Annotated in this window: 26 protein-coding genes; 12 read left to right on the forward strand and 14 right to left on the reverse strand. The window is 72.2% G+C overall.

Annotated features, from left to right (window positions below; translation table 11 throughout):
* Positions 1-263 precede the first annotated feature (263 nt).
* Both AB0G16_RS32995 and AB0G16_RS33000 read left to right on the forward strand, forming a co-directional pair.
* Positions 264-830, forward strand: a complete 567-nt coding sequence (locus AB0G16_RS32995) for a recombinase family protein (protein ID WP_362813978.1) — start codon at positions 264-266, stop codon at positions 828-830.
* Positions 831-1170: 340 nt separating this feature from the next.
* A complete protein-coding gene (locus AB0G16_RS33000; protein WP_362813980.1) occupies positions 1171-2577 on the forward strand; it encodes a S1 family peptidase in 1407 nt (468 codons plus the stop codon).
* A gap of 19 nt (positions 2578-2596) precedes the next feature.
* Here AB0G16_RS33000 and AB0G16_RS33005 read toward each other — a convergent pair whose 3' ends face one another.
* From AB0G16_RS33005 to AB0G16_RS33015, 3 genes are all read right to left on the reverse strand, one after another.
* Complete coding sequence (locus AB0G16_RS33005) at positions 2597-3718, reverse strand: S1 family peptidase (protein WP_362813982.1); 1122 nt, start codon at positions 3716-3718, stop codon at positions 2597-2599.
* A gap of 290 nt (positions 3719-4008) precedes the next feature.
* Complete coding sequence (locus AB0G16_RS33010) at positions 4009-4224, reverse strand: hypothetical protein (RefSeq protein WP_362813984.1); 216 nt, start codon at positions 4222-4224, stop codon at positions 4009-4011.
* Between the two features lie 675 nt (positions 4225-4899).
* Positions 4900-5457, reverse strand: coding sequence for a hypothetical protein (locus AB0G16_RS33015; protein WP_362813986.1), 558 nt, complete (start codon positions 5455-5457; stop codon positions 4900-4902).
* Between the two features lie 435 nt (positions 5458-5892).
* Here AB0G16_RS33015 and AB0G16_RS33020 point away from each other — a divergent pair, with 435 nt between their 5' ends.
* The 3 genes from AB0G16_RS33020 (at position 5893) to AB0G16_RS33030 (ending at position 7583) form a co-directional block, all read left to right on the forward strand.
* Positions 5893-6147, forward strand: a complete 255-nt coding sequence (locus AB0G16_RS33020; RefSeq protein WP_362813988.1) for a hypothetical protein — start codon at positions 5893-5895, stop codon at positions 6145-6147.
* Positions 6148-6405: 258 nt separating this feature from the next.
* Entirely contained in the window at positions 6406-7008 is a 603-nt protein-coding gene (locus tag AB0G16_RS33025; protein WP_362814042.1) for a DUF6807 family protein, read from the forward strand.
* Complete coding sequence (locus AB0G16_RS33030; RefSeq protein ID WP_362813990.1) at positions 7005-7583, forward strand: hypothetical protein; 579 nt, start codon at positions 7005-7007, stop codon at positions 7581-7583. Before AB0G16_RS33025 ends, AB0G16_RS33030 begins: the two co-directional genes overlap by 4 nt.
* Here the strand turns inward: AB0G16_RS33030 and AB0G16_RS33035 are convergent.
* From AB0G16_RS33035 to AB0G16_RS33065, 7 genes are all read right to left on the reverse strand, one after another.
* A complete protein-coding gene (locus AB0G16_RS33035; RefSeq protein ID WP_362813992.1) occupies positions 7499-8767 on the reverse strand; it encodes an MFS transporter in 1269 nt (422 codons plus the stop codon). The two genes, AB0G16_RS33030 and AB0G16_RS33035, sit on opposite strands and share 85 nt — an antisense overlap.
* Positions 8767-9336, reverse strand: coding sequence for a helix-turn-helix domain-containing protein (locus tag AB0G16_RS33040; protein ID WP_362813994.1), 570 nt, complete (start codon positions 9334-9336; stop codon positions 8767-8769). Before AB0G16_RS33040 ends, AB0G16_RS33035 begins: the two co-directional genes overlap by 1 nt.
* A 130-nt stretch (positions 9337-9466) precedes the next feature.
* Positions 9467-10768, reverse strand: coding sequence for a sigma-70 family RNA polymerase sigma factor (locus AB0G16_RS33045; RefSeq protein ID WP_362813996.1), 1302 nt, complete (start codon positions 10766-10768; stop codon positions 9467-9469).
* Entirely contained in the window at positions 10765-11103 is a 339-nt protein-coding gene (locus tag AB0G16_RS33050; RefSeq protein WP_362813998.1) for a YciI family protein, read from the reverse strand. Before AB0G16_RS33050 ends, AB0G16_RS33045 begins: the two co-directional genes overlap by 4 nt.
* 250 nt (positions 11104-11353) lie before the next feature.
* Complete coding sequence (locus AB0G16_RS33055) at positions 11354-11536, reverse strand: hypothetical protein (RefSeq protein ID WP_362813999.1); 183 nt, start codon at positions 11534-11536, stop codon at positions 11354-11356.
* A 77-nt stretch (positions 11537-11613) separates the two neighbouring features.
* Complete coding sequence (locus AB0G16_RS33060) at positions 11614-12459, reverse strand: aminoglycoside phosphotransferase family protein (protein ID WP_362814001.1); 846 nt, start codon at positions 12457-12459, stop codon at positions 11614-11616.
* A gap of 128 nt (positions 12460-12587) precedes the next feature.
* Positions 12588-13628 (reverse strand): hypothetical protein, encoded by a 1041-nt coding sequence (locus AB0G16_RS33065; protein ID WP_362814003.1) that lies wholly within the window; start codon positions 13626-13628, stop codon positions 12588-12590.
* Between the two features lie 57 nt (positions 13629-13685).
* On the opposite strand from AB0G16_RS33065, the gene AB0G16_RS33070 reads away from it, so the two are divergent.
* Positions 13686-14294, forward strand: a complete 609-nt coding sequence (locus tag AB0G16_RS33070) for a TetR/AcrR family transcriptional regulator (RefSeq protein WP_362814005.1) — start codon at positions 13686-13688, stop codon at positions 14292-14294.
* A 97-nt stretch (positions 14295-14391) separates the two neighbouring features.
* Here AB0G16_RS33070 and AB0G16_RS33075 read toward each other — a convergent pair whose 3' ends face one another.
* On the reverse strand, positions 14392-17865 hold the full coding sequence (locus AB0G16_RS33075; protein ID WP_362814007.1) for a BTAD domain-containing putative transcriptional regulator: 3474 nt from the start codon (positions 17863-17865) through the stop codon (positions 14392-14394).
* A gap of 120 nt (positions 17866-17985) precedes the next feature.
* Between AB0G16_RS33075 and AB0G16_RS33080 the strand changes: the two genes are divergently transcribed.
* The 4 genes from AB0G16_RS33080 to AB0G16_RS33095 all read left to right on the forward strand — a co-directional run bounded on the left by AB0G16_RS33080 (position 17986) and on the right by AB0G16_RS33095 (position 20036).
* Positions 17986-18642 (forward strand): hemerythrin domain-containing protein, encoded by a 657-nt coding sequence (locus AB0G16_RS33080; protein ID WP_362814009.1) that lies wholly within the window; start codon positions 17986-17988, stop codon positions 18640-18642.
* Between the two features lie 44 nt (positions 18643-18686).
* Positions 18687-19058 (forward strand): DUF4267 domain-containing protein, encoded by a 372-nt coding sequence (locus AB0G16_RS33085; protein WP_362814011.1) that lies wholly within the window; start codon positions 18687-18689, stop codon positions 19056-19058.
* Positions 19059-19290: 232 nt separating this feature from the next.
* Positions 19291-19734, forward strand: a complete 444-nt coding sequence (locus AB0G16_RS33090; RefSeq protein WP_362814013.1) for a hypothetical protein — start codon at positions 19291-19293, stop codon at positions 19732-19734.
* Positions 19731-20036, forward strand: coding sequence for a transcriptional regulator (locus AB0G16_RS33095; protein ID WP_362814015.1), 306 nt, complete (start codon positions 19731-19733; stop codon positions 20034-20036). Before AB0G16_RS33090 ends, AB0G16_RS33095 begins: the two co-directional genes overlap by 4 nt.
* 89 nt (positions 20037-20125) lie before the next feature.
* On the opposite strand, the gene AB0G16_RS33100 is transcribed toward AB0G16_RS33095, so the two are convergent.
* Both AB0G16_RS33100 and AB0G16_RS33105 read right to left on the reverse strand, forming a co-directional pair.
* Complete coding sequence (locus AB0G16_RS33100) at positions 20126-21493, reverse strand: alpha/beta fold hydrolase (protein ID WP_362814017.1); 1368 nt, start codon at positions 21491-21493, stop codon at positions 20126-20128.
* A gap of 11 nt (positions 21494-21504) precedes the next feature.
* Entirely contained in the window at positions 21505-21846 is a 342-nt protein-coding gene (locus AB0G16_RS33105) for a metalloregulator ArsR/SmtB family transcription factor (protein WP_362814019.1), read from the reverse strand.
* A gap of 565 nt (positions 21847-22411) precedes the next feature.
* Between AB0G16_RS33105 and AB0G16_RS33110 the strand changes: the two genes are divergently transcribed.
* Positions 22412-23251: a sugar phosphate isomerase/epimerase family protein gene (locus AB0G16_RS33110; protein WP_362814021.1), complete on the forward strand. Its 840-nt coding sequence runs from the start codon at positions 22412-22414 to the stop codon at positions 23249-23251.
* On the opposite strand, the gene AB0G16_RS33115 is transcribed toward AB0G16_RS33110, so the two are convergent.
* The gene (locus AB0G16_RS33115; RefSeq protein WP_362814023.1) at positions 23242-24000 is read right to left on the reverse strand and encodes an AraC family transcriptional regulator; all 759 of its coding nucleotides are present in this window, start codon (positions 23998-24000) and stop codon (positions 23242-23244) included. The genes AB0G16_RS33110 and AB0G16_RS33115 overlap by 10 nt on opposite strands.
* Positions 24001-24151: 151 nt before the next feature.
* Between AB0G16_RS33115 and AB0G16_RS33120 the strand changes: the two genes are divergently transcribed.
* Positions 24152-25273 carry an ABC transporter substrate-binding protein gene (locus tag AB0G16_RS33120; RefSeq protein ID WP_362814024.1) on the forward strand — a complete coding sequence of 374 codons (1122 nt, stop codon included), beginning with the start codon at positions 24152-24154 and terminating at the stop codon, positions 25271-25273.
* The last annotated feature ends 59 nt before the right edge of the window (positions 25274-25332 follow it).

Genomic DNA, 25332 nt, shown 5'->3' on the forward strand with positions numbered 1-25332 from the left:
AACAACACGATCAGCCGCTACGTCACGGCTTCACCTCCTGCTCTGCTGGGCGCACGAGATCACCTCACTGGCCTCTTTCTCATCTTCGGGAGAGGGGCCGGTGGCCTATCGGGGCGTTCATTTAACGGTCGTCTGCCGAACACTGGTCCGAGCACGTCCGGGCGAATCGTCAGACCCCGCCAAAGCGTTCATCTTGCCGTTCATTTTCCAGTAGTGTTCAGCTACTTCTCACAGCGCGTTTGATGAACGAAAGGTGCTTCCTGATGGCGCTCATCGGCCTGGTCCGGGTCAGCACCGACAAGCAGAACACCCAACGCCAGCACGACGCCCTCGACCCGATCTGCTGGAAGGTGTTCGAGGAGAAGATCAGCGGCAAGCTCGCCACCGACGACCGGCCCGATCTCCTGGCCGCCCTGTCCTACGTCCGCGACGGAGACCTGCTGACCGTCCAAGAGGTCGGCCGCCTCGGCCGCAACCTGCTGGAAGGCCTGATCGTCTTGAACGACCTGTTCCAGCGCGGCGTCGGCGTCAAAGTGCTGGAGGGCATCGCGGCCGGCGAGCACACCGAACGGTCCCTAATCCTGGACCTGGCGCTGGCCCTGGCCGAAGACCGCCGCCGCGATATTGTCCGCAAGACCGTGAACGGCTTGGAGGCCGCCCGCGCTCGCGGCCGCGTCGGCGGCCGAAGGCCCGTGGTCGACGACGACAAGCGCGCCGCCATCCTGGCCCGTCGCGAGCGCGGGGAATCCATCCGCACCATCGCCATCGGCGTGAGGGTCTCCGTCGGCGTCGTCCACAAGACCCTTACCGAGGCCAAGACCACCTTGTAACCGAGGGTTGATACCGGCCTCCGCGTGGCGCGTGGCCTTCATCGGCCCGGCCCTCGCCCGATGATCTACGATGCCGGTATCCGTGTCATATGGTCCGCCGGTGGCATGGGGCGACTCCCCTCGAAGACTCCGCACGCAGAGGTCGAGGAGAAGGCTCATGTCTGGCAGCCATACCACCGCGGCGGGATGCGTCCTGGCGATCGTCGCACTCGCCGTGTCCGCCGTTCCGGCGGTCGCCGACCATCAGGGGAGCGCTTCGGCCGGCAGGGCCGGCGCCGCATCGAGAACATCTCTCTCGCCGGAGACGGCGGGGGCACCCCAGACACCGGCCGCTCGGGCAGTGCGAGCCGGGCGAACCGCGCGGGTCGCGCCGCCGGCGGGCATGCTGGAGGCCCTGCAGCGCGATCTGGGCCTGAACGCGGCCCAAGCCCAGGACCGGCTGCTGAACGAGGCCCGCCTTGTCCCGGTCGCGGAACGGCTGGGCAAGGTGCTCGGTCCCCGGTTCGGCGGCGCGTGGCTGCGGGGCAACAGCGCGCACACGCTGGTGGTGGCCACCACCAGCGCCGCCGACATCCCGGTGATCCTCGCCGCGGGCGCCCAGGCCGACGTGGTCACCAGACCGCTGACGCTCCTCAACACCCTCAAGCAGAAGATCGACGCCGCCCTTCCGGCCAAAAAGCTGATCTCCACCGTGCGCTACGTCGACGTCAGGAACAACAGGGTGGTCGTGCTGACCCCACGGCCCGACCAGGCCGAGACCCTCATCCAGGCCGCCGGGATCAGTGGCCCGGCGGTGATCGTGCTGCCCTCCAGCGAGGTCCCGTTGCTGCTGCACGACCTGGTCGGCGGCAACGCCTTCTACATCGGCGTCACCCGCCGCTGCTCGATCGCGTTCCCCGTCCTGAAGGGCGCGCAGGCCGGGTTCGTCACCGCCGGTCACTGCGGGGCGAAGGGCGCGGTCACCACCGGTTTCAACCGCGTCGCCCAAGGGGTCTTCCAGGCCTCGACATTCCCCGTCGACGACTACGCCTGGGTCGGTGTCACCCCCGCCTGGACGCCCACCCCCGCCGTGGACAACGGCCAGGGCGGCACCGTCCCCGTCGCCGGGGCCAAGCCCGCCATCGAGGGCGCCTCGGTCTGCCGGGCCGGTGCCACCACCGACTTCCACTGCGGTCTGATCCAGCAGCGCGACGCCAGCGTCACCTATCCCCAGGGCACCGTCTTGGGGCTGACGCGCACCACCGTCTGCGCCGAGGGCGGCGACTCGGGCGGGGCGTTCATCTCCGTCGACCAGGCCCAGGGCATCGTCTCGGGAGGGTCGGGCGACTGCAACCTGGGCGGCGTCACCTACTTCCAGCCGCTGCTGGAGGTCTTGTCGGCCTACGGTCTGGAGTTGAGGACGACCGCCGGCAACCCCCCGCCGGTCAGCACCGGCACCTGCACCGGCTACACCGGCACCCACGACGGCACCGTGGGCGCCGGCCAGTTCGCCTACCAGCCGCAAGGGCTCTCCTACACGACGAAGGCCGCAGGGCTTCACGCCGGCTGCCTGGACGGCCCCCTGGGCGCCGACCTCGACCTGTACCTGCAAAAGCTGATCGGCGCGACCTGGCAGAGCGTCGCCACCGCCGACGGCGCCGGCCCGGACGAGAAGATCAGCCACACCGGCACACCGGGCCGCTACCGCTACAAGGTGGCTGCCACGGCCGGCTCCGGCGCCTACACCCTGGGCTTCACCGCCCCCTGACCCGCAGCTCAGATGGTGGTTACGGGGTCGTGTAGCCCAGCGTGTAAGGGCCGGCGCCTTTGAAGGAGACCAACAGGTAACGGTAGACGCCGGGAGGGCCCAGGTAGCCCAGTTCCTCGAACGGGCTGGGGGTCTGGGAGACCGCGACAGTGCTCCAGGTGAGGCCGTTTTGTTTTTGCAGGTGCAGGTCGAAGTCGCCGCTGGAGTTGGCCTCCAGGCAGCCGTAGTGGGTGCCGGTGACACTGGTGCGGTAGGACAGGCCCGGAGGCTGGTAGATGGCCTGGCCGTTCTTCAGCGCGCCGGTGATGGAGTTGGGGTAGCCGTTGCAGGAACCGGTGCTCGCCTCGTTCTTCGTGAAGGTCACCAGGGTCAGGTCGTAGGCGGTGAGGATGTCGTTGATCGGCTGGACGTAGGTGACGCCGCCGTGTTCGCAGCCGCTGGAGCCGCCCGAGACGATGCCCTGGGCCTGGCCGATCGAGAGCATGGCGGCGCCCGCGTTGCCCGGGTGGGCGCAGGCACTGGTGCGCATCACGTCCTCGACGACCCCTTCGGGGTAGGTGACATCGGCCTCGCGCTGGGTGATGGTGCCGCAGTGCCAGTCGAGGCCGGCCAGGGAGGACCCGGCCAGGCAGACCGAGCTGCCCTCGATGGCTTCCCTGGAGCCGTAGACGTACATGATGCCGCCGCTGTCGTTGCCCACCAACGGCCGATGGGTCCAGGCGTCGTTGAGCGCCACCCAGGAGTGGTCGCCGTCACCGGGGAAGGCCGAGGCTCGCACGCTGCCTTGGGTGAGCCGGTTGAAGCCGACGGTGGCGGTACCCGGTGCGCCGCAGTGCCCGGCGCTGACGAAGCCCTTCTGGGTTCCCTTGGTCACGGCGAAACCGACCGAGCAGCGGGTCGTGGTGCCGGCGTAGTAGGTCTGGCCGCCCACCAGATCGGTGGGCGGGACGCCGGGCGAGTAGGCCTGCGGGATGACGGGCATGCTGGCCTGCAAGAGCCGGGGCCGCTCGGCCGAAAGGACCACCTGCACCGCGGCGGGGGCGACGTCAGCGGCCTTGATCGAGTTCGCGGTCGCCTTGGGCGTGTTCGTTGAGACGACGACCTTGTTGGTCTTGAGGTCGATGTAGCGCGTGCTGCTCACCGCTGAGAGGGCGGGCCGGGCGGCGATGAGCTTAGTTCTTCATCACCATCAGGGGCACCTCTTCCCCTGGACCTCAAGATCCGGTCTTCAAGGTGTCCACGTCCAAGGGAGAACGCCCAAGCGCGGCTGACCCGCTCGACGCCCCATCGGCCCGAACCCCTCACCGGAGGAAAGGCGTCACGATGATCAAAGTGACACCCATGGCGGGCACAGTGCCGAGATCGTGAAGATGGCGATGGCCCCGACGCTGCGCGCGCGGGGCCGTCGTCGTCGTGGCGGGTCCGGGTTCGTTACCGGGCCGCCCGCCTGCAGGCCTCCGTGGCCTGCGCCCAGGGGTAGAACGGGATCTCGTCCTGGATGTCGATGGCGCATGTGATGAGCCATCCGGCGCGTCCCGCGTTCCGCTCGGCCCATCTGCAGGTGTCGATGACGCCCTGATCCGAGGCGCTGGGGCCGCCGATGTAGGCGAGACAGTGGCTCGCGGCTGCTTGCGCAGGTGCTGACACGGTTGAGCCGGCCAGGATGCATGCCGCTATGCCGACGGTGGCGAACGCGCTCTTTCGAAGGATCCGTGACATGGCTCTTACCTCTCGTTCCGAGTGCGTGAGGACGGTGGACCCGCGGTGTGACACCGCACTTCAACCCTCCATGACCGAAGGTCCCCAGGCCAGGACAGCAACCGGACATACAGCGGACATCTGCCCGCGGAAACCTCATCGGAGGCGGCCCTTGCCGGGGGCTGTCCGTGGTGGTGTCCCGGATCAGGCGCACCATGGCATGCCCCTCCGGTCCCGCTCGGCGATCGGCGGGTCCTGCTCGCCGTGCTGTCCGACGAGCGTGCCGAACTGCTCGGCCGTCGGCCACGGACCGGCCCGTCCTCCGGTCGGCCGAGGGCGGGCCGACGGCGAGCACCACCCGCATCTGTCAGGCCAGGGCGTTCTTGACGGCGGTGGACAGGGGGGTCACCGGGCGGCCGAGCAGGGTCTCCAGGTCGTCACCCTCGACCTTCAGGGCGCCGCGGGACGCCGCCCGGTGGATGTCGGCGTAGATCCAGGTGCCCGCCCGGACGGCCTCCCGGAACCGAGGGGTGCGGTCTCAGGGGCCGATGCCGGCGGGGGCCGGTGTGGGTTCGCAGGTCGGCATCGGCACGTCGGTCACGGCGCGAAGGGGTGAAGACTCCCCTACGGGGTCACGTCGATGATGCCGACGCCGGGGTTGCGCAGCGCTTGCGTCCTGGCGTCCTGAGGGCTGAGCGCGTTGTAGGCGCAGGGCACCGTGAAGTTCGTGGTCGACGTCAGGTGCGCGTGCGGGGTGTTCACGTAGGCGTTGTTCACCAGGTTCCAGTACCCGGTCGTGTTGCTTCCGTAGAACCAGCCGACCGGTCCGTGGATGGCGCCGGTCACCTCGTCGACCGCGCCGGTGCCGACGTTCTCGAAGTAGTTCCCCTCGACCAGGACCCGCGCGCCCATCCGGGCGTTGACGGCGGTGCCGGCCACGTTCTGGAAGTAGTTGTTCAGCATGTGCACCTGCGACCGCCTGATGAGCGGCACCCGGGAGTTCACGTCGTGGAATCGGTTGTTGGCGAACGTGATGTAGTTGCTCGCCGAGCTCTCGCCGTCGCCGCCCGCGGTCAATGACATCTTCCACGAGTCGTGCAGGTAGTTCCACGAGATCGTGACGTACGCCGCGCACGAGGCGGCCCACCACTTCGACCTGGTCAACTGGTGGCCGGCCGACACGCCCGCCGTCGTGTTCGCCCGCGGCGGCCTGCGCTTCTACGGCGCCGACAACGCCCGCGAGCGGGGTCCGGGGCCCCGGCCGGAGCGCAGCAGGGACGCCGCCGGCCCGGACGGCCCGGCCGACCCGTTCGCGCTCGGCATCCTCGCCGACGACCGGCTGCGCCGGCTCTACTACGACGGCGAGCACCTGGACGGCTGCATGCGCGACCGCGACGTCTTCTCCGGCGGCATCACCATCGAGGACAACCTCAACGTCGGGGTCGGCTACCGTCCCCGGGGGCCGCCTCCCGGGCCGCGGACGCCGTCACCGACCCCGGCGCCGTCGAGGACGAACCTCGTGACGAACCTCGTGACGACGCCTGCGACGGGCGGGAGCAGCCGCGCGCGAGGGGGGCGCGGCTGCTCCCGCAACGCCACTGGGAGCGCGCCCGGCTGGTGCCGATCCCCGCCGCCCCCGCCGCCCCCGGCGGGCACGGAGGGCACGGAGGGCACGGAGGGGGCGACGCGATGCTGCTCGACGACGTGTTCCGCGCCCCCGCCGGGGACCCGCTGCACCGGCGGGCCGGATTCCTCGACGGCGCGGCGAGCGTCATGGTCGGCATCGCCGGCAACGAGTCGCTGCGCACCGCGCGGGCGGTGTGCCTCGAAGACCTCGGGTTGTCGTCGGCCCCGGCGGCCGATCACCGCTGAGCGGTGCCTCGATCATGGAGCGGGGGCCTTGGACACCCCCGCCCCCGAGCCCGGCGACAGCGAGAATTGTCGTGCGCTCGACGAGCACAGCGACCTTGGGGACGGCCCCTCGGCCTCGTCGAGGCGGAGAGAGACGGCGATACGATCATGCATGCTCCCGGCGTACATCCGGTGCTCGCCGACCAGCCGCGAGGCGCCGCCGTGCTGCGTCTGCGCGGGCACGACGTCGCCCGGTACGTCTGAGGGCCCGACCTTCCCCTGTCGGCGTCGCCGCGGCCCTACCTGCATCCCGTACGCACGCTGGCCGGGGTCACCGTCACCGACGCCGCTCCCGACTCCCACACCCATCAGTTCGGCATCAGCGTCGCCTTCCCCGAACTCGACGGCTGCAACTTCTGGGGCGGCCGCACCTTCATCGCGGGCCACGGCCCGGCCTGGCTGGACAACCACGGCATCCAGCGCCACCGGCGCTGGACACGCCGCACCGGCGCCGGATACGGCGGTATCCTCTGGCGCGGCCCCGCCGTCACCGGCGTCGCCCGGGTCCTCGGCCCGGCCGGCGCGGACCTCCACCACGTCCACGGCCACACCGCCGACCGGGTCGCCGTCACCGGCACCGACCACGACGGACGCCCCTGGACGATGATCTTCACTCCCGGGGACGAGGTCACCGCGCGAGACAGGTGGTTCGTCCGCGCCCGCGACTACCCCGGTGTCTGCTCGTCACTGACCTGGGACGAGCCGTTCACTCTCGCCCCGGGTGAGAGCGTCCAGCGGCACGTGATCGCCGTGGTGGCCGACGGCGTCCTGCCGCCCGCAAGCGCCGCCGGGCTCACGGGCGCCGCCCGGGCGACGACATGACGGGAAACATCCGGCCGAGCCACCCCAGGCGACCTGAGAGCCCCGTCCGGCAGGAGAACCTGCGCACCCTCAACCTCGAACTGATCTTCCGGCACATCGTCGCCGCCGGCCGCCCCATCTCCCGCACCGAGCTGGCGACGGTCACCGGCCTGCCCCGTCCCACCATCACGCGCATCGCCGAGGACCTGCTGGCCGGTCAGCTCCTCGTCGAGACGGGCCTGACCCACAGCGGGCGCGCGGGCCGTCCCCGCGTCGGCCTGACCCTGTCCGACAAGGGACCGGCCCGACTGGGGCTCGACATCCGCGCCGACGCCCTGGCGGTCTGCGTCGTCGACCTCACCGGTACCGTACGCCACCTGGCCTTCGCCCCTTCGGCCTACACCGGGGCGGACGCCTCCGATGTGCTGACCCGCCTGGCTCACATGGCCCGTACCGCGATCGAGGCCGCGGCCGCGCAGGGCCTCACCGTCGTCGCCACCACCGGCGGCGGTCATCGGGTTTGCGCCTCGACCGCGGGTCGCCTCATGGATCGCCAGGGTCCTCCCAGAAGCGGGCTGAGGGTGACGAGCAGATAGCAGATCGCCATCCCCGTCAGCGTGGAGGTGGCTCCGAAGGAGGTGACGGCGAGCCCGGCTCCGACGGAACCCAGGGGCATGGCGAGCCACGATCCGGCGGTGATGACACCGTAGACCCGGGCCCGCATCCCGGCCGGAACCCGTTCGAGCTTGATGCTGCCGATGATGGGGTTGACCGCGCCGGCGGCGACGCCGCTCACGGCGAAGACCCCGATCACCACGGGCAACGGCGCCTTCGCGGCCAGCGCCAGGAAAGGCGGCGCCCCGACGAGGGTGAAGGCGACGACGAAGGTCGCCCGCCGAGGGAACCTGTGCGCGAAGGCGCTGAAGGCCAGAGCCCCCACCAGGGCGCCGCCGCCGCTGACGCCGATCAGGATTCCGAGCGTCGTCGCGCCGCCCAGTTCCCGTTGCGCGACGAGAGGCAGCAGTACCGTGGACTTGGCGGCGTCGAACACGTTCGTCACCAGGACCAGGGCGACTATCGCGCGAAGCAACGGCTCACGGGAAAGGAACCGAAGTCCCGCGGCGAATTCCCGCCAGTAGCCTCGGTCGTGCCGGCCGGCCCCCGGCTCGCCGCCGTCGTCGCCGCGAGCGGGCACCACCGCCTTCGGCACCAGGACCGCGAGCAACACGGCGGCCGCGAAGAACGTCGCGGAATCCAGGGCCAGGACGCTCACAGGGCCGAAGCCCGCCACCAGCAGACCCGCCAGCGGGGCGCCCACCAGCCGCGCTCCCCGCTCGGTGGCCTCGTAGACGCCGACCGCCCTTTCGATGCTCACCCCGGCCGCCGCGGCGATCTCCGGCAGCAGAGCCGATCTGGCGGTCTGTCCCGGGGAGTCGAACAGGCCCGCGGCGAACACGAGTGCCGCCAGGGCCCAGAAGGGCAGGCCGACGGACCATTCCAGGAGCGGCACGGCGACGATCGTCACGCCGGCGAGCGTGTCGGCGACGACACCGGTCCTGCGGTAACCGATCCGGTCGGCCAGGACGCCGCCGAAGGCGCCGCCGATGACGAGCGGGGCGGTGGCGAACGCGCCGACAAGGCCCATCGCGGCGGCGGATCCCGTGGTGGCGAGGACATACAGCGGGACCGCGACGAGGGTCAGCATGTTGCCCGTCAACGAGACCGCGTGGCCGGCGACCAGCGCGACGAACGGCCCCTTGCGTCCCGGGATCGGCCGCATCAGGGTCGCCGGAACGCATGGAAGATCAGGGAAACCGGATGAGCGCCCGGCCGATCCTCCGAGCCGCGCGCCTCCCAGCGGGCGCTCAGCTCCTCCAGCTCCCCGCGCAGTTCCAGCAAGTCGCCGCTGGTCAGGTGCAAGAGGGTGTCGCCGCTGATGGCGGCCGAGGTCCACTCCGGCTCGAGAAAGGCCTCCGAGTCGAGGTATCCGTCCAGCATCTCCGCGTAACGCTGCAGGATCGCACGGCGCAGCAGATTCGTCGCCGCCTGCCGCTCGGGGTCCTCGAGCGCGCTCAGCGGCTTCCAGACGGTCCGCGCCCGGGACGCCCGCCACCACCGCTCGCGGCGGTTCCGCGCCATCTCCGGCACTTCCTCCACGAAGCCGTGGGAGGCGAGCTTGCCGAGGTGGTAGCTGACCGATCCCACCGGCTCGTCGGTGGCCTCGCTGAGCGTCCCCACGGTCTGCGGTCCGCGAATCCGCAGCTCGCTCAGCAGTCTGAGACGAACGGGATGGGCCAGCGCCCGCATCGCCCGCGGATCGGACAGCGCTTCACTTTGCTCTTCCTCCATACCGCGACGCTAACATCACCACATGTCTTGTACTAGATGTCTTGTCAATTGAGGGCCGGCTCGCGGGAACCGGGTTCGCGGGGCGGCGTGGACGCCCCTGGCGGTCCGGCCGGGGCGCGCCGCCCCGGTGTCAGCCCCAGGTGAGCCGCTCGGCCAGCAGCGCCTGCTGGGCGGGGTTGACGGTCAGCTCCAATGCCCGCTCGTCACACGCCCGCGCCTGCCCGGTCTCGCCCAGCTCGCGCAGCAGCTCGGCCCGGGTGGCGTGCCAGAGCGCGTAGCCGGCCAGGTCGTGTTCCAGGGCGTCGACCTCGGCCAGCGCCGCCATGGCGCCGTACACGTGGCGCACGGCGATCGCCCGGTGCAGCCGGGTGACCGGTGAGGGGGCGAGGTGCGCCAGCATGTCGTAGAGCACCAGGATCTGCGCCCAGTCGGTCCGCTCGAACGAGGCCGCCTCCGCGTGACAGGCCGCGATCGCCGCCTGCAGCTGGTAGGGCCCCGGACGCCGATGCGCGCGGGCCGTGCGGGTCAGCAGGGCGATCGCCTGCTCGATCGCGTGGTGGTCCCAGCGGGAGCGGTCCTGATCGGCCAGCAGCACCAGGCGGCCCTCCTCGTCGAAGCGGGCGGCGCCGCGCGCCCGGTGCAGCCGGATCAGCGCCAGCAACCCGGCCACCTCCGGCTCTCCCGGTGCCAGACCGGCCAGCAGGGCGGCCAGCCATTCGGCGTCGTCGACCAGGTCGCGCGCCTGGGCCCGCTCGGGCGTGCTGGACAGGTAGCCCTCGTTGAACAGCAGGTAGACGACCGACAGCACCGAGCGCAACCGCTCCGGCAACTCGTCGGCGGCGGGGACACGGTAGGGGATGCCGGCCTGGCCGATCTTCTTCTTCGCGCGGGTGATGCGCTGGGCCACCGTGCTCTCGGGTACCACGAACGCCGCCGCGATCTGCCCGGTCGACAGGCCGCACACCACCCGAAGCGTCAGCGCGATCCGTGCCTCCGGGGCCAGCGCCGGATGGCAGCAGGTGAAGATCAACCGCAGCCGGTCGTCGGCCGCCCGCGGTTCGGGCCGGCGCAGCTGGGTCAGCTTGGCCAGGTAGTTCGACTCACGCCGCAGCACATCCAGGCCACGCCGGCGCGCCACCGTGTACAGCCACGCCTGCGGCCGCTCCGGGACGCCCTCGACGGGCCAGCGGCGCAGCGCGGCCTCCACCGCGTCCTGCACCAGGTCCTCGGCGGCGGAGAAGTCGCCCAGCAGGGAGATCAGGCTCGCCGCCAGCCGGCCCGCGTGCTCACGCACCACCCGCGCCAGCACCCGCTCGCTGTCGTCGTCGAGGCCCTGGCCGCCGGCACGGCCGGGCCGCCCGCCGACGGGACCGTCAGGGCGGCCGCCGGCGGACGGGCTCCGGCCCGCGGGCCGGTCTGCCGGGCCTGTCATGAGAGGGGACGGATCTCCACGATCGGGCAGGCCGGCCACGAGCGGGCCAGCTTCAACGCCTCGTCCAGATCGGCCACCTCGACCTCGGCGAACCCGCTCACCACCTCCTTGCCCTCCACGAACGGCCCGTCGGTGACCACCGGCTCGGCGCCGTCCAGGCGCATCGTGGTGGCGGTGTGCACCGGCGCCAGACGCGTGTGGTGGGTGATCACCTCGGAGTTGTCGGCGAACCACCGGCCCACCGCCTCATAGGCCTGGCGCCGCTCCAGCTCGCCCATCGCCTCCAGCTGCCGGGCGAACCGCTCGGTCTCGATGAACATCAGCACATACTTCACGCTCTGCTTCCTCCCACTCGCCGATGATGTACCCGGGCACGCTCAGCCGGCCGGAAGCGCGGCGTACAGGTCGACACCGCACCCGTCCGGGTCGGCCACGGTGGCGTAACGCATCCCCCACAAGGCGTCGAACGGCTCGGCGATCCCGCGGCAGCCGGCTGCCGGACCGGGTCTTCACCAGTACGACGATCGGGGCGGGCCCCGGTACGACACCCGCCGGTACGATCCGAAGACCGGCGCCGCACGGTGCTCAGAGGAGCGGCCAGCCGCGCAGGGCGGCGTCGGCCGGCTCCTGGAGTTCGTCGCGGCCGACACCGCTCGCGGCCTGCACGGCGATACCGGACGCCAGGGTGGTGACGTAGCGGGCCAGGAGGCCCGGATCGGCTTGCGGAGGAAGGTCGCCGTCGTCGACGGCTCGCCGGCAAGAGATCACCCCGGTCTCCGCGGGACCCGGCGCGACGCGGTCGGCCCCGGCCATGAGGGCGGACGGCGACCATGACGGGAGCCGGCTCAGCGGTAACCGGCCAGGCCGTCGGCCAGTTGCTCCTCGTCGCCGTCCCGCAGCGCGGACAGGGCCTGCTGCAGGGCGAAGGTCGCGCGGATGACGGCGATACGGGTGGCGAGCGTGCCGTCCGGCCACCCGCCCAGCCTGAGGACTCGGTCCAGGAAACCACCACCGTAACCGGCGCCGACGGCCGCGAGGTCCTCGGCGGGATCGCCGATCGTCACCTCGTCCCAGTCGATCACCCCACCGAGGACCGGCAGCCCGCCGTCACGCTCCCACAGGACGTTCTCGGGACCGAGGTCACCGTGCACCACCGCCGAGGTGACGGAGGGAAGACCGCCGAGCGCCGCGAGCTCTCGCTCGGCCCGTCGGCGTCCGCCGTCGGACATGAGCCCGAACACCTCGGCACGGACGTCCGCCGCGAACCGCCGCCACCGATCCCGCGGCGCCGGCAGGGCCGCTCGCACCCTCTCCTCGGCACCGACCCGCGCCAGCTCGGCCAGCAGGGTGACGTACTGCGCCGCCGCGGCCTCGGCGAACCGGGGATCTTCGAGCGCGCCGGCCTCCAGCGAGGCTCCGGGAACACGGCTGAGGACCAGGAACGGCGGCCCGTCCGCGTCCCGGGCACCGCCCTCCAGCAGCGGCCGAGGCGTGCGGAAGCCGAGATCGAACCCCGCCAGCAGGCGCAGGACGGCGGCCCGGTGCGGCAACCGGGCGGCCGCGGCCTCGGTGCGAGGCAGGCACACCACACGATCCGGGCCGACCACCACCCGATGGAACTGCCCTTCACGGACGGTGAGACGTTCCGGCTCGGCGTCCGGCAGCAGCCGGCTCAGCAGAGCACGATTCATCCACGGGACCTGCATGGGATGCCCGCCGCCCCCTTCCTCGACGCGTTCTCCGACCCGGCGAGAGTACCGGGCGCGCGAAGTCCGGCCGCGGGACCCGCGGGAGCGCGGTTCCGGTCCGGGCGTTCCGATCAGAGCGCGGACGCGCGCGCCCGGGCGCGGCCGTACCCGGCCAGGGCGTGGAAGGCGGCCTTGGGCTCCCACGGCATCGCAGGATAGGCGGTCCCGGTACGGCCGGACGGGAGGACCTTCACGATCCCGAAGCCGCCCCGATCGAAGTCCCGCTCGGGATCGTCGGAGGTCGGCAGGTGCCGGGTGGCGAAGGTGTAGACGAACGCGGTGTCCACACCGCCGGCGTCGTAGAGGTCGAGGAGCTCGCGAAGATAGGCGGCCTGTTCTGATTCGTCGCGCTCGACGGTCTCGGTGAGCCGGACGGGCCGGGCGGTGTGCTCGTCGTACCCGATGATGTCCGAGCGGCTGCCCCGTTCCGCGGCGCCGGCGAAGGGCGCGCAGCCGAACTCCGTGACGGCGAACGGTTTGCCGTGGGAGGTCATGGCGGCGAGGCTCGCGGGCAGGGCTGCGGCGTTACCGGCGTCGCGATAGCCGGTGTCGGTGGCGACGAAGTCGAACGGCGTCCAGTCCACCGCCTCCATAGGGAGCGACGCGTACCCTACAAGACCACCGAACCGCTCACGGGCGCCCGCGACGGCGCGGCCCAGCAGCGCGTTGGTCTCCCGCTGCACCCGCGGAAGGACCTCGCGGACCCGCGCCGGGTCGGCGATGACGGCCGCCCGCTCGCTCAGGGTGGCACCGGGCATGAGCCCGACCGTCATGATGCTGATCTCCGAACCGGTGAGGAAGCGGACGTTCGCCCCCTCCCGCCGGATACGCTCGGCGCGCTCCGCGGCGTCGAGCAGGAACGCCAACAGCTCGTCGACGGTCAGATCATTGGTGAACGGGCAGTACCAGACCTCCAGGCCGGCGGCGGCCGCATGCCGGGCGGCCACCTCCAGGCGGCCGGCGACCCCGCCGGTGATCCGGACCGCGTCGGCGTGCAGATCGTCACGGATGATCCGCATGTCCTTCGCGACGACGGCGGGGTCGAAAGGTTCGTGGGTGGTGGTTCCCGCATTGGTGAAGCCGGTGTCGTAGGTGACGCCCCAAGCGCGCATACTGCCTCCTTCAGGGTACGAAAAGTACCTTACACAGGTTGGAGTACGATGCCTACCGTGACGGCGGGACAGCGACGGCGAGGCGCGGAGCTGGAACAGGCGATCCTGCACGCGGCCGCCGACGAACTGACCGCCTCCGGCTACACCGGCATGACCATGGACAAGGTCGCCCAGCGCGCCGGCACCAACAAGAACGCGATCTACCGACGCTGGCCCCAACGCGCCGCCCTCGGCATCGCCGCCTACAAGTACCTGGCCGACACCCGAACCCCGACACCCGACACCGGCAGCCTCCGCGACGACGCCCTGGAACTGCTGCGACGCGCCAACCAGACCTGGTCCTCACCGCACGGAGCGATCCTGCGCGACCTCCTGGCGGCGTCCACCGACCAGCCGGCCCTGCTGGAACTGCTGCGCGAGCAGGCGGGCGGCGGCGCCATGAACGCCGCCTGGTTCACCCTCCTCGGCCGGGCCGTGGCCCGCGGCGAGGCACCCCCCGAGGCGGTGCACCCCCGGGTGGCGTCACTGCCGATGATGCTGCTGCGAGGCGAGTACGCCCTGCGCGGCGTTCCGGCCGTGCCCGACGAGGTCCTGGTCGAGATCGTCGACGAGATCTTCCTGCCACTGGTCCGGGGCCGGGGCACGACCGATCGACCGGCCCCGTGACCCACGGCCCCCGCCGGACGGGCCCCGCCGGACGGGCCCTCGCCTGGTCCAGGCTGGAGCGATCGCGACACACCGCCGTACGTCGGCGAAACAGGTCCTACCGGTGAGGCGGCCGCGCGGGGCGGCTCTGGAGCGCCGCCAGGGCCTCACGCGCCTCGGCGGCCCAGTGCGCCGCACCCCACAGCTCGGCGACGGCGGCCGACCGGGTGAAGTGGCCGGCCGCCTCCTCGTCGCGGCCCAGCAGCAGGGCCAGCTCGCCGAGCGCGTGCGCGACCGGGCGCAGGGCCAGCGACAGGCTCGTGGCTCCGGCGGGCGGGCCGTCCCGGTGGGGCAGCAGGGTCGCGTACAGCTCCGCCGCGGCGTCCCGTTCGCCGAGCGCCACCACGGCCATCGCCCGGAACGTCGCGAAGAGCGCGAAGAAGAAGTCGGGGCGGATCGCCACGGCCCGCTCGCGGGCCCGCCGGGCCTCCTCGGTCCGGCCGGCGGCCGCCAGCGCCGCGGCGAGCAGATCGGCGGCGAACGGGCCGTGCTCGTCGAGCAGCGCCCGGGCGGCGGGGACGGACTCGGCGACGCGTCCGCGTGACGCCTGGACGGCGGCCAGCGCGAGCTGGAGATAGCCGGTGGCGTGCAGTGAGCCGTGCCGGGCCATCCGCCCGGCCGTCTCGGTGTAGAGCCGCTCCGCTTCGTCGAACCTCCCCTCGATGTGCGCGAACATCGCCAGCGCGCACTCGCAGACACCGACCACCTCGGCCATCCGGTAGGCGCGGGCCGGCTCCAGCGTCTCGCCGATCAGCCGGCGCAGCGCCGGCACGTCGTTCGTCGCGGCGGCCGCGTTGGCCTGCACGATGAGCCCGATCACGCGGTACGCGGGCAGGTCGTGCTCGATGCCGATCTCGGTGAGCTCCCGGCACAGTTCGGCCCGCCCGGGCAGTTCCAGGTCGTTCTGGTCGCGGGCCAGGGCCGCGATCGCGGACGCCCTCAGACGGGGGTCGCCGAGGGCGGCGGAGAGGGCGAGAGCCTCCTCGGCGGCGGCCCGCGCCGTCGGATCGGCCTCGCCGATCAGCTCGTGGGTGTAGGCCACCAGCAACCGGCACCGATCCGCCGGTTCGAGGCCGGGCCGCGCGAGCAGGCGGCTCAGCCGCACCACGACGGGCCGGTCCACGACACCGTACGGGCGGGGCTGCCACGGGGTCGGCTCGGTCCACGCCGTGAACGCGGCGATCATCAGGTCGTCGCGGTGGACCGACTCGGCGAACTCCACGGCTCGCCGCCGGGTCTCCCGGGCGGCCGCGACCGCGCCGGCCCGCACCTGGGCCCGGAGCAGCCTGCCGAGCAGGTCGACACGCTCGCCCGGATCGCGGTCATCGGGGGGGATCCGGTCGAAGCTCGCCACCGCGTCGGTGAGCAGCGCGACGGCCACGTCATGGGCGTAGCGGGCCTCGGCCGACTCGGCGGCCCGCACGCCGTACCGCACGGCCTTGGCCGCGGTCGCCGCCGACGCCGCCCGGCCGTGGTGATGAGCCAGCGCCGCGAGCCCGGCCGGATCGTCGCCGGCGCCGGCGCGGTCCAGGGCGGCGGCGATCCGCCCGTGCATCCGGGTGGCCCGCAGCCGGCTCACATCGGCGACGAGCGTGTCCCGGACGAGCGCGTGAACGAACCTGACCCGGCCCGGAGCGGGTTCGATCAGCAGCCCGGCGATGAGACCGGCTTCGAGCGCGGCCAGCACGCCGTCCTCGTCGGTGTCGGCGGCGCCCACGAGCACGTCCACCTCCGCCTCCCGTCCGGCGACGGCCGCCAGCCGCAGCACGGCGACCGCCGGCTCGGGAAGCCGGGCGAACCGGCGCCGCAGCACGTCCCGCACCCCCTCGGGCACGTCGGACAGCGCCACCAGGGCGCCCTCGCTGCTCAGCAGCCGGGCGCTCTCGCGCACGTAGAAGGGATTGCCTCCGGTCCGCTCGGCCAGCGCGGTCACGGTCGCGTCGTCGGTGGCGCACACCCCGCGGACGAGCTCCGCCACGGCCGGCTCGGGCAGTCCCGCCAAGGGAAGCCGCAGCGGCGCGGACCGGGCGAGGACGGCGAGGGCCTCGGTGAGCCGCCCGCCGACCTCGTCGGGGCGGTAGGCGGCCACGAGGAGAACCGGGGCACGCACCCCGGTGACACCGCTCAGCATCGCGAGGGTCTGGGCGTCGGCCCAGTGGAGGTCGTCGAGGACGACGGCCAGCGGACGCTCCCGAGCCACCGCCGCGAGCCAGGACCACACCGCCCGGTGGAGGCGGAACCGTCCCTCGGTGGCGTCGCCACCGCCCGTACCCGCCGCGTCGGTCAGCAGCGGTGCGAGGTCGGTGGCGAGTTCCCCGGACGGGGGTACGCTTTCGGCCACCCCGCGCGACACCTCCGCCCAGGCCCACGCCGGTGGGGCGCTTTCGGCGTCGGGGCAGCGACCGGTGGCGACGAGCCAGCCGTCCCGCTCCAGGCGCTCGGTCAGCCGCCCCAGCAGCGCGGACTTCCCCAGCCCCGCCTCCCCCGTCACCAACGCGACCCGAGGCCCCGCCGTACCGGCCGCCGCCGCGGTCGCGACCAACGCCGACAGCTCGGCGTCACGCCCGACGAACGGCTCCGCCCCGGGCGCGGGCGCGCCCGGGACCGCGTCCCGCGCCGGGTCGCGCGGCGGCACCGCGGTCGCGGCCGGCGACGGCCGGACCGGCGCGGCCTCGCGCGGCAGAACCGACGGCCGCTCCCCCGGCCCCGGCCCCGGCCCCGGCACCGGCACCGGCACCGGCATCGGCACCGGCATCGGCACCGAAGCGCGCAGCACCTCCACGCGCTGCGCGAGGATCGCCTCTTCGAGCGCGGCCAGCTCCGGGCCGGGATCGAGACCGAGGTCCGTCGCGAAGATCTCCCGCGCGCGGCGGAGCGCCGCCAACGCGTCGGCCTGCCGCCCGCTGCCCCACAGGGCCAGGGCGTGCAGCCGCCAGCCCTCCTCCCGCAACGGCTCGTCGCGGGTGAGCCGCCCGGCCTCGGGCACCACCGTGGCGACATCTCCCGCGTACAGGCCGGCCGCCACGTGAAGTTCCCGCGCGGCCAGCCGCAGCTCGCCGAGGCGAGCCGTCTCGTCGGCGGCCCACGGCTCGTCGGCCACCTCGGCGAACGCCGGCCCCTGCCACAGCCCCAGCGCCTCGGCCAGCAGGACCCTGGCGGCCACCGGGTCGCCGGCCGTGACCGCGCGGGCCTGGTTCAGCAGATCCTCGAAGCGCCAGGCGTCCACCGCTTCCGGCGGGAGGCGCAACGCGTACCCGGGGGGCGCGCTGACCAGGAGCCGGGCGGGAGCCCGCGGCGGCCGTCCGGGCTCCAGCAGCCGCCGCAGGTTGGACACGTACGCCTGCAGGGAGGTCACGGCCCTGGCGGGGGGTTCGCCGCGCCACAGATCGTCGACCAGCCGGTCGATCGACACGACCTGCCCGCGCGCGGCCACCAGCAGGGCGAGGACCCCGCGCTGCCGTGGCCCCCCGAGGGGGAGCGCGACGCCGCCGGTCTCCGCCGCGAAGGAGCCGAGCACCCTGATCAAGACCATGACGCCGCACATCGTAGCCGCCCGCCCGGGGCCGCCCGGTTCCATGACGACTCCAAACGACCTCCAAGACCCCCGGCGGAGTCTGTTCGCAGCACCAGGAACCGACGAAAGGCAGGCCCCATGACCGCCATCGACCACGAGACCGTCGACACCCACGAGATGGTGGTCGTCCACCGCGCCCTCCGCCGCGAGGCCCGGCTGCTCCCCGAACTCGTCGCGGCGGTCACCCCGGGCGACACCGCCCGCGCCCGGGTGCTCGCCGGCCACTTCCGCGACTACCGGCTGGGACTGCACAACCATCACGGCGGCGAGGACGAGCTCCTCTGGCCGCTCCTGCTCGCCCGGGTCGATCTGGACGCCGAGGTCGTGCTCCGCATGGAGGTCCAGCACGAGCGGATCGCCGCCACCCTCGGCCGGCTCGACGCCGCCGTGGCCGCCTGGGAGGCGACCGCCGGAGCCGGCGAACGCGACGTCCTCGTGGCCGCGCTCGTCGAGCACCGGACGGTGCTCGACGAACACCTCGACGACGAGGAGGCCGACCTCCTCCCGCTCGCGGCGCGGCACCTGTCGGCCCGGGAGTGGGGGGCCCTGGGCGAGCACCTGGTGGCCAACACCCCCAAGCTCACGCTGTTCACGCTCTTCGGCCTCGTGCTCGAGGACGCCGACGCCGGCGAACGGGCCATGATCCTCGCCGGTCTCCCCCGGCCGGTCCGGATGATCTGGCACGCCCTCGGCCGGCCCCGCCACGCCCGCCGCATGCGGCGCGTCCGCGGCTGAACCGCCTCCCGGCCTCGAACTCGTCTCTCACCAGGAAGAAGACAATGCTCACCTCCATCGCGTACGGCCTGGCCGTCCTGCTCAACCTCCTCATCGTCCTCATAGGCGCGCGGTTCCTGCTGGCGCCCCGCGCCGCGGCCGCCGGCTACGGCGTTCCGGCCAAGCCGGACGGGGACGCCGCGTACCTGACCGTCAAGGGGCTGCGCGACCTCGGCTACGGCGTCCTCGGCCTCGCGCTGCTGGCCTTCGCGGGTGCCCACGCCGCCGGATGGTTCATGCTGGTCGCCGCCCTCAACCCCCTGGGCGACACCGTCGTCGTCCTGCGTCACGGGGGCACCAAGGCGACGGCCTTCGGCGTCCACTTCGCCACCGCCGTGACCGTGCTCGTCAGCGCCGCCCTGCTCTTCGCCGTCTGAGCCGGGGTGCCCGTAGCGGTCCTCCGCCCGGGCCGGCGTCCCCGGACCGCCGCCTCAGCAGGCGGTGGTCCGGGGACGCCGGCGGCCGCGCACGCGGTGCCGGCGCGTCACGGCACCGCGATCACGGCGCCGAGGACGGGATTTCCTTCACGCGGGTCGAGCGGGGCACCCTGGACACTTGAACGGTGGTTAAGTATTCTCCTAAAAGTCACAAGTATGAGCGGGAGGAAAGATGATGGAACGTGACGACCTGTCGGCAGAGGCCGCCCTCCGCGAGGTGGACCGCGCGCGGGACGCCGCACGGAGGTCCAGCCGCCGGGGCGCGTACTTCTTCCTGGGGATGTGGCTCGCGACCACCGGCTACTGGCTGGCCACGCTGCTCGGCCCGGCGACGGTCACGCCGTACACCGGTCTGCTCCTCGGCGTCGTCGTCGTGGCCGGACTCCTCCACGGCTCGCGGCAGCGGGTCTACGGCCGGTCGCACTTCCGGCTCTCGCTCCCCGTCGCCTACGCGTTCGTGGGGACGACCGTGATCGGGGCGCTGTACAACATGTTCCTGCACCCGCAGGAGCCGGGCCCCCCGCGCACGGCGGCCGGCGTACTGGTCGCGCTGATCGCGAGCGCCCCCCTGCTGTACGGCGCGGTGCGCGTGTTCCGCTCCGCCGAGCACCGGTGAGTCATCCACGGCACGCGCTCGACGAGATCATTCACGCCCCGGTGCGGTTGTCCATCATGGCCATGCTCGCGGCGGTGGAAACGGTCGAGTTCGGCTTCCTGAGGGACACGGTCGAGATCAGCGACTCGCTGCTGTCCAAGCACGTCAGCACGCTGGAGAAGGCCGGCTACGTGCGGGTGACGAAAGGCTTCGTCGGCAAACGCCCCCGGACCTGGCTGGCGCTGACCGACGAGGGGCGCGGCGCCTTCCAGGACTACACGTCCGTGCTCCGGCAGATCACGGAGGGATCCCGTCTCCCGTGAGACGCGGGGACCGCGGATCCCTCCCTCCACCGTGGACGTGATCGGGGCCCGGCGGCCGGATCGGACGCACGCCGGGGGGCTGGGGAGCGTCAGGAGGAGCCGAGCAGGAAGCCACGTACCTGCCGGGCGACCGCCTCGGGTGCCGTCCAGAACGCGGAGTGGTCGTGGTCGGGAAGGGTCAGCACGGTGACGTTCGGCAGGACGGCGGCCAGCGCGTGGGCGCCCTCGCGGATGAAGTCCTCCCCGTTGCCGCCGACGGCCACCGCGACCGGCGCGTCGATGCTCCAGCGGTCGGCGGGGAGCGGCTTGCCGTCCTGCAGCCCGCGGAGGATCCGGCCGTCGTAGGCGTAGGTGTGGGCGTACTCGACCATGGTGTTCCAGGAGGGGTCCTGCTTCATCATGGCGAGGTATTCGGCCGGGAGGCGGATCATCTCGGTCATGAAGTACTCGACGGCCTCGTCGCGCCTGCCCGCGGCGACCAGCGCCTCCTGGTGCTCGACGTAGTCGGCGGGGGCCGGGGGCCGGGAGTCGGAGACGATGAACGGCGGCTCGTAGAGGTACAGTCCGGTCACCTTGCCGGGCAGGGCGGTGGCCGCGTCGAGGACGAGTCCGCATCCGCCGGACCCGCTGGTCAGGGCCGCGGAGCCACCGGCGATGTCGATCAGGGCGGCGATGTCGTCGATCTCTCGCGCCGGATCGTAGGGCTGCGGGTCACCACTGGCACCCCGGCCCCGGCGGTCGAAGCTGATCACGGTGAAGTCCTCGGACAGCGCCTTCGCGATGCCCGCGACCCCGGTGTGATCCTCGGCGACGTTGCTGACCACGATGATCGCGGGACCCGAACCGATCTTCTCGTACGCGATCGTGGTGCCGTCGGCGGAGGTGACGGCGGGAAGGTCGGACATGATCTTGGCTCCTTGGGGTGATGATGCGTCGGCGTGACGGTTCCGCGGTTCGTCCAGCAGGCGGCCGAGACGGTCGAGAGCCTCGGCGTACCCTTCGGCCATCTGAAGCTCCACCGCCCGTCGCAGCGCCGGCCCGTCGGGAAAGCTCGCCACGACGTCGACGGTGCAGCCGGTGCAGCCGGTGCCGGTGGAGGTGAAGGTGACCGTGGTCGGGAACACGCCGGTGCCGTCGGACTGCCACGCCTCGTCGGCGAACGTGTCGTCGTAGGCCAGTTCGGCGCGGGCGACGACCTCCGTGTACGTGGCGACGGTGCGTACCGGAGCGGCCGATCCGTCCTTCGGCGCGAGCTGGAACCGCCAGCGGCCGCCGGGGTGCACGTCCATCTCGTACACGGTCGCCACCCAGCCCTCCGGGCCCCACCAGCGACTGATCGCCTCGGCGTCGGTCCACGCCCACCAGGCACGATCGACGCCGGCGGCGTAGGCGCGGGTGACGCGGATGGTGTTGTTCGACTCGTCGATCGTGATGCCGTCCATGCTGCCCGCGGACATGTTCACGCCTTTCACTCTTTCGTTTCGTCGGGTCGGTGGTCGTCGGCGGCGAGGAAGAAGCCGAGGCGATCCATCCGCGCCGACCACAGGGCGGCGAAGCCTCGCGTCCAGTCGCTCAGTTCACGCATGGCCTCGGGACGCAGCCGGTAGATGCGCTGCTGAGCCTGTTTCGTCGCCTCGACCACACCTGCCTCGGCGAGCAGACGCAGATGCCGGGACACGTGCGGCTGGGCCAGGCCCAGCGCGTCGACGATGGCGCCCACCGACCGTGGGCCGTCCCTGAGCAACTCGACGATCTGGAACCGGTTCGGCTCCGAGATCACCGTCAACCGCCGCTGCACTCTGTCGGACATGACCCGAACATACATGACCATGTATATACGGTCAAGTGCATATAGCGTTCGTGTGGCGGTGACGCCGCGGTCAGCCGCGCGGTGCCGCGCGGTGCCGCGCGAGGGGGCGGGCGCGACCTCGCGGTGAGTTTCGTCTCACCCCCTCCGGCGGGACCCCCCGGACACGTGCGGGAGTCGCTCAGCGGAGGCTTTCGCGTCTCCGTAACCGGCCGGACACACGGGTTGTCAGGCCTTGACGGCGGGACAGGAACATCACAAGATAGGCAAGGCTTACCTAATTAAGGAAAGCTTTACCTAAAAGGCTGTGTCCAGTCCGACGATGGGAATGCGCTTGAGCATCCTCGGCCGGTCCGGTCCCGCTCTCGCCTCTCCGGGCGAGGCATGGGGCGTTTCCGTCGCCCCTCTCCCGACCGACTGGACCCGCGCTTCCGGCCCGTCCGGCGCACGGCGACCCGCACGCCCCCCGGCTCGGCGCTCGGCCCGTCCCGGGTGCGCCCCCGTCGGCGTGCGCTCGCGGAACTGCCCTTTTCATGACAAGTGAGGCTGAGAAACGATGAAGTTGTGCATGGCGACCGTGTCGATCGGCGGAAGTCTCATCGAGAAGATCGATGCGATCGGGGCGGCGGGGTTCGACGGTCTGGAACTGCTCGACGACGACCTCCGAAGGTCCGGCATGACGCCGCAGGAGTGCGCTCGCCGCTGCGCCGACCTGGGCCTCACCATCGACCTCTACCAGCCGTTCCGGCGCGCGGAAGGGGTTGGGGGGGACGAGTTCCGTGAGGTCCTGGCCCGCTTCCGGCGGGAGCTCGAGGTGATGCGCGGGCTCGGCGCCCCCTCGATCCTGGTGGTGTCCAACACCGACGCGGACGCCGACGGCAGCCGTGACCTGTCGGCGAGCCAGCTGGCCGCCCTGGGGGACGCGGCCGTGGAGCACGGGATGACGGTGATGTTCGAGGCCCTGGCCTGGGGCACCCACATCAGCCGGGTCGCCGACGCCTGGGAGACCGTCCGGTACGCGGATCACCCGAACGTCGCCCTGGTGGTGGACACCTTCCACCTGAACGCCGCGGGAGAGGACGTGTCGGTGCTGGCAGGGCTGCCGCGTGACTCCGTGGGTTTCCTCCAGGTGGCCGACGCGCCGTGGCTGTCGATGGACGTCGTCATGTGGAGCCGCGGCCACCGGTGCTTCCCGGGAGAGGGGGAGTTCGACGTGCTGGCCCCGGTCGCGGCGGCGGTCGCGTCCGGCTACCGCGGACCGCTCTCGCTCGAGATCTTCAACCCCGGATACCGGGAACGGCCGGCGACCGACGTCGCCAAGCTCGGCGCCGACTCCCTGCGGCAGCTCGTCGGCGAGCTGACGAGAGGCGCCGCGGGGCCGGTCGCGCCCGGGAGCGCTCACCGCTGAGCCCGGTAGCGATCGAGGTACTCGGTCGGCGAGATGCCGAAATGGCTCTTGAACACGCGGCGGAAGGCGTTCGCGTTCGTGTAGCCGACCCGGTGCGCGACCGCGTCGAGGGCCGCGTTCGAGCGCAGCAGGATGGCGGCCGCCTCCATCCGGTTGCGGATCCGCCACTGCCGCAGCGTCATGCCGGTCTCGTTCTGGAACATCCGCTCGACGGTGCGCACGGAGGTGTGCACCGATTCCGCGAGTCTCTCCACGCCACGGATGTCGCCGGGGTTGAAGCGCAGCGCCTCGGCGATGGCCCGTGCCGGTTCGCTGGCCGGCATCGGCAGCACGGCGGACAGCACCGGGCTCTCCTCGATCAGGGCGAGGATCTGCCGGGCCAGGTTCGGCGCGGGTTTGATGATCGTGTTCCACGACACCGTATACGCCAGCATGAGCGTCTGCAGATCCCGGTCGACGGTGACCAGGGTGGGTTCGGTCAGCGTGGTGGCGGTGTCGGCGGCCTCGAAGAACAGCGGCATCGTCACCGAGTTGGCCCGGACCGTGAACTCGTGCCGCACGCCGACCGGGATCCACAGCGCGTGCCCGTCCGTCAGCGTGCGACCACTGCCGTCGACGACGAGGTCGGTGTCCCCGCACACCTGCCACAGCAGGACGTGCAGGTGGTCCTCGTACTGCTCGGGGATGGTGACCGCGGGCATCCAGATGCGCCAGGGCGCGGCCGCGTCGCCGTACGTGCGCTGAGACATTTGCACCAGCCTCGGGTTCGGTTCTGTCGCATTCTGCGTGACGTCTGTCGAAATCAGTGCACAGCAGTAAGTTAGGTTCGCCTAACCTTATTCCGGGCGCATGCCGCGTACACACAACCAGACGGCGTAGCCGGATCACTGAGAGGCCCCCATGAACAGCTCCATATTCCGCCGCGGCAGGCGGTGGCACCTGTCCCCCGCCATCGCGCTGGCGGCGCTCCTCGCGCTCACCGGCTGCGCCGCGACCGACGGCGCCGCCAGGAGCGAGCCGACCGGCTCGGCCGGGCCGGCCGACTCGGCCGGCCCGGCGAGCAGCGAGCCGGTGGGCCTGCTCCCGGCGGCCGAGGGCACCACGACGTACCCGCTGACGCTGAAGACCTGGGCGGGAGAGTCGGTCCTCCAGAAGCGCCCCGAGCGGATCGCCGTCATCGGCACGTCCCCCAACATGGACGCGCTCCAGGCGCTCGACGTGACCCCGGTCTACACCCTCAGCGAGGACTCCTACGCCTGGCGCGACAAGGCCTGGACGGAGAAGATCGAGAAGGTGGACACCGCCACCCGGAAGGACCCGATCAACTTCGAGGGCATCGCCGCGCTGAAGCCCGACCTGATCGTCGCCGTCGGAGCGGTCTGGGAGAAGCCCGACTTCAAGAAACTGGCCGACATCGCGCCGGTGCTCGACACCGAGAAGGAGGGCGAGATCCCCTGGCAGGACCTCCAGCGCCTGGTCGGTAAGACCGTCGACCTCGCCGCCGCCGCCGACAAGGTGGTCACGTCGGCCGAGCAGGCGCTCACCGACGTCGCCAAGGCCCACCCGGAGTTCGCCGGCAAGACCATCACCATCGCCAACGACTACGGCCCCCAGTACGGCCTGTCCTACTACACGGTGGCCGGCACCTTCACCGAGAAGGTCATGGTCGACCTCGGTTTCACGGCGAACCCCAACGCGAAGAGGTTCGTCGACGAGGACGTGGTCTCCGACGAGAACCAGGGCCTGCTGGACGCCGACGTGCTGGTGGTCGTCTACGTCAGCGAGGCGGTCCGCAAGGCCCGCGAGGCCAAGCCCCTCTTCACGTCCGTCAAGGCCGTGAGCGAGAAGCGTTACGTCGCGCTCACCCTGGTGGAGGACGAGCCGACCAAGCTCGTCAACGCCGCCGGCACGCAGGTGGAGAACGCGACCTGGGTGCTGCGGGCCGGCGCCAGCGCGACCAGCCTGCCCTGGGCCGTCAAGGTGGTCGCCGAGCAGTGGCTGGCCGGCGCCAAGCTGTCCTGACCGGACCGCGGGGGGCCGGGACCGGGGCCGCGCCGCGGTCCCGGTCCCGGCGTCCGACC

It is taken from the genome of Streptosporangium sp. NPDC023615 (assembly GCF_040640155.1).
Taxonomy (GTDB): domain Bacteria; phylum Actinomycetota; class Actinomycetes; order Streptosporangiales; family Streptosporangiaceae; genus Streptosporangium.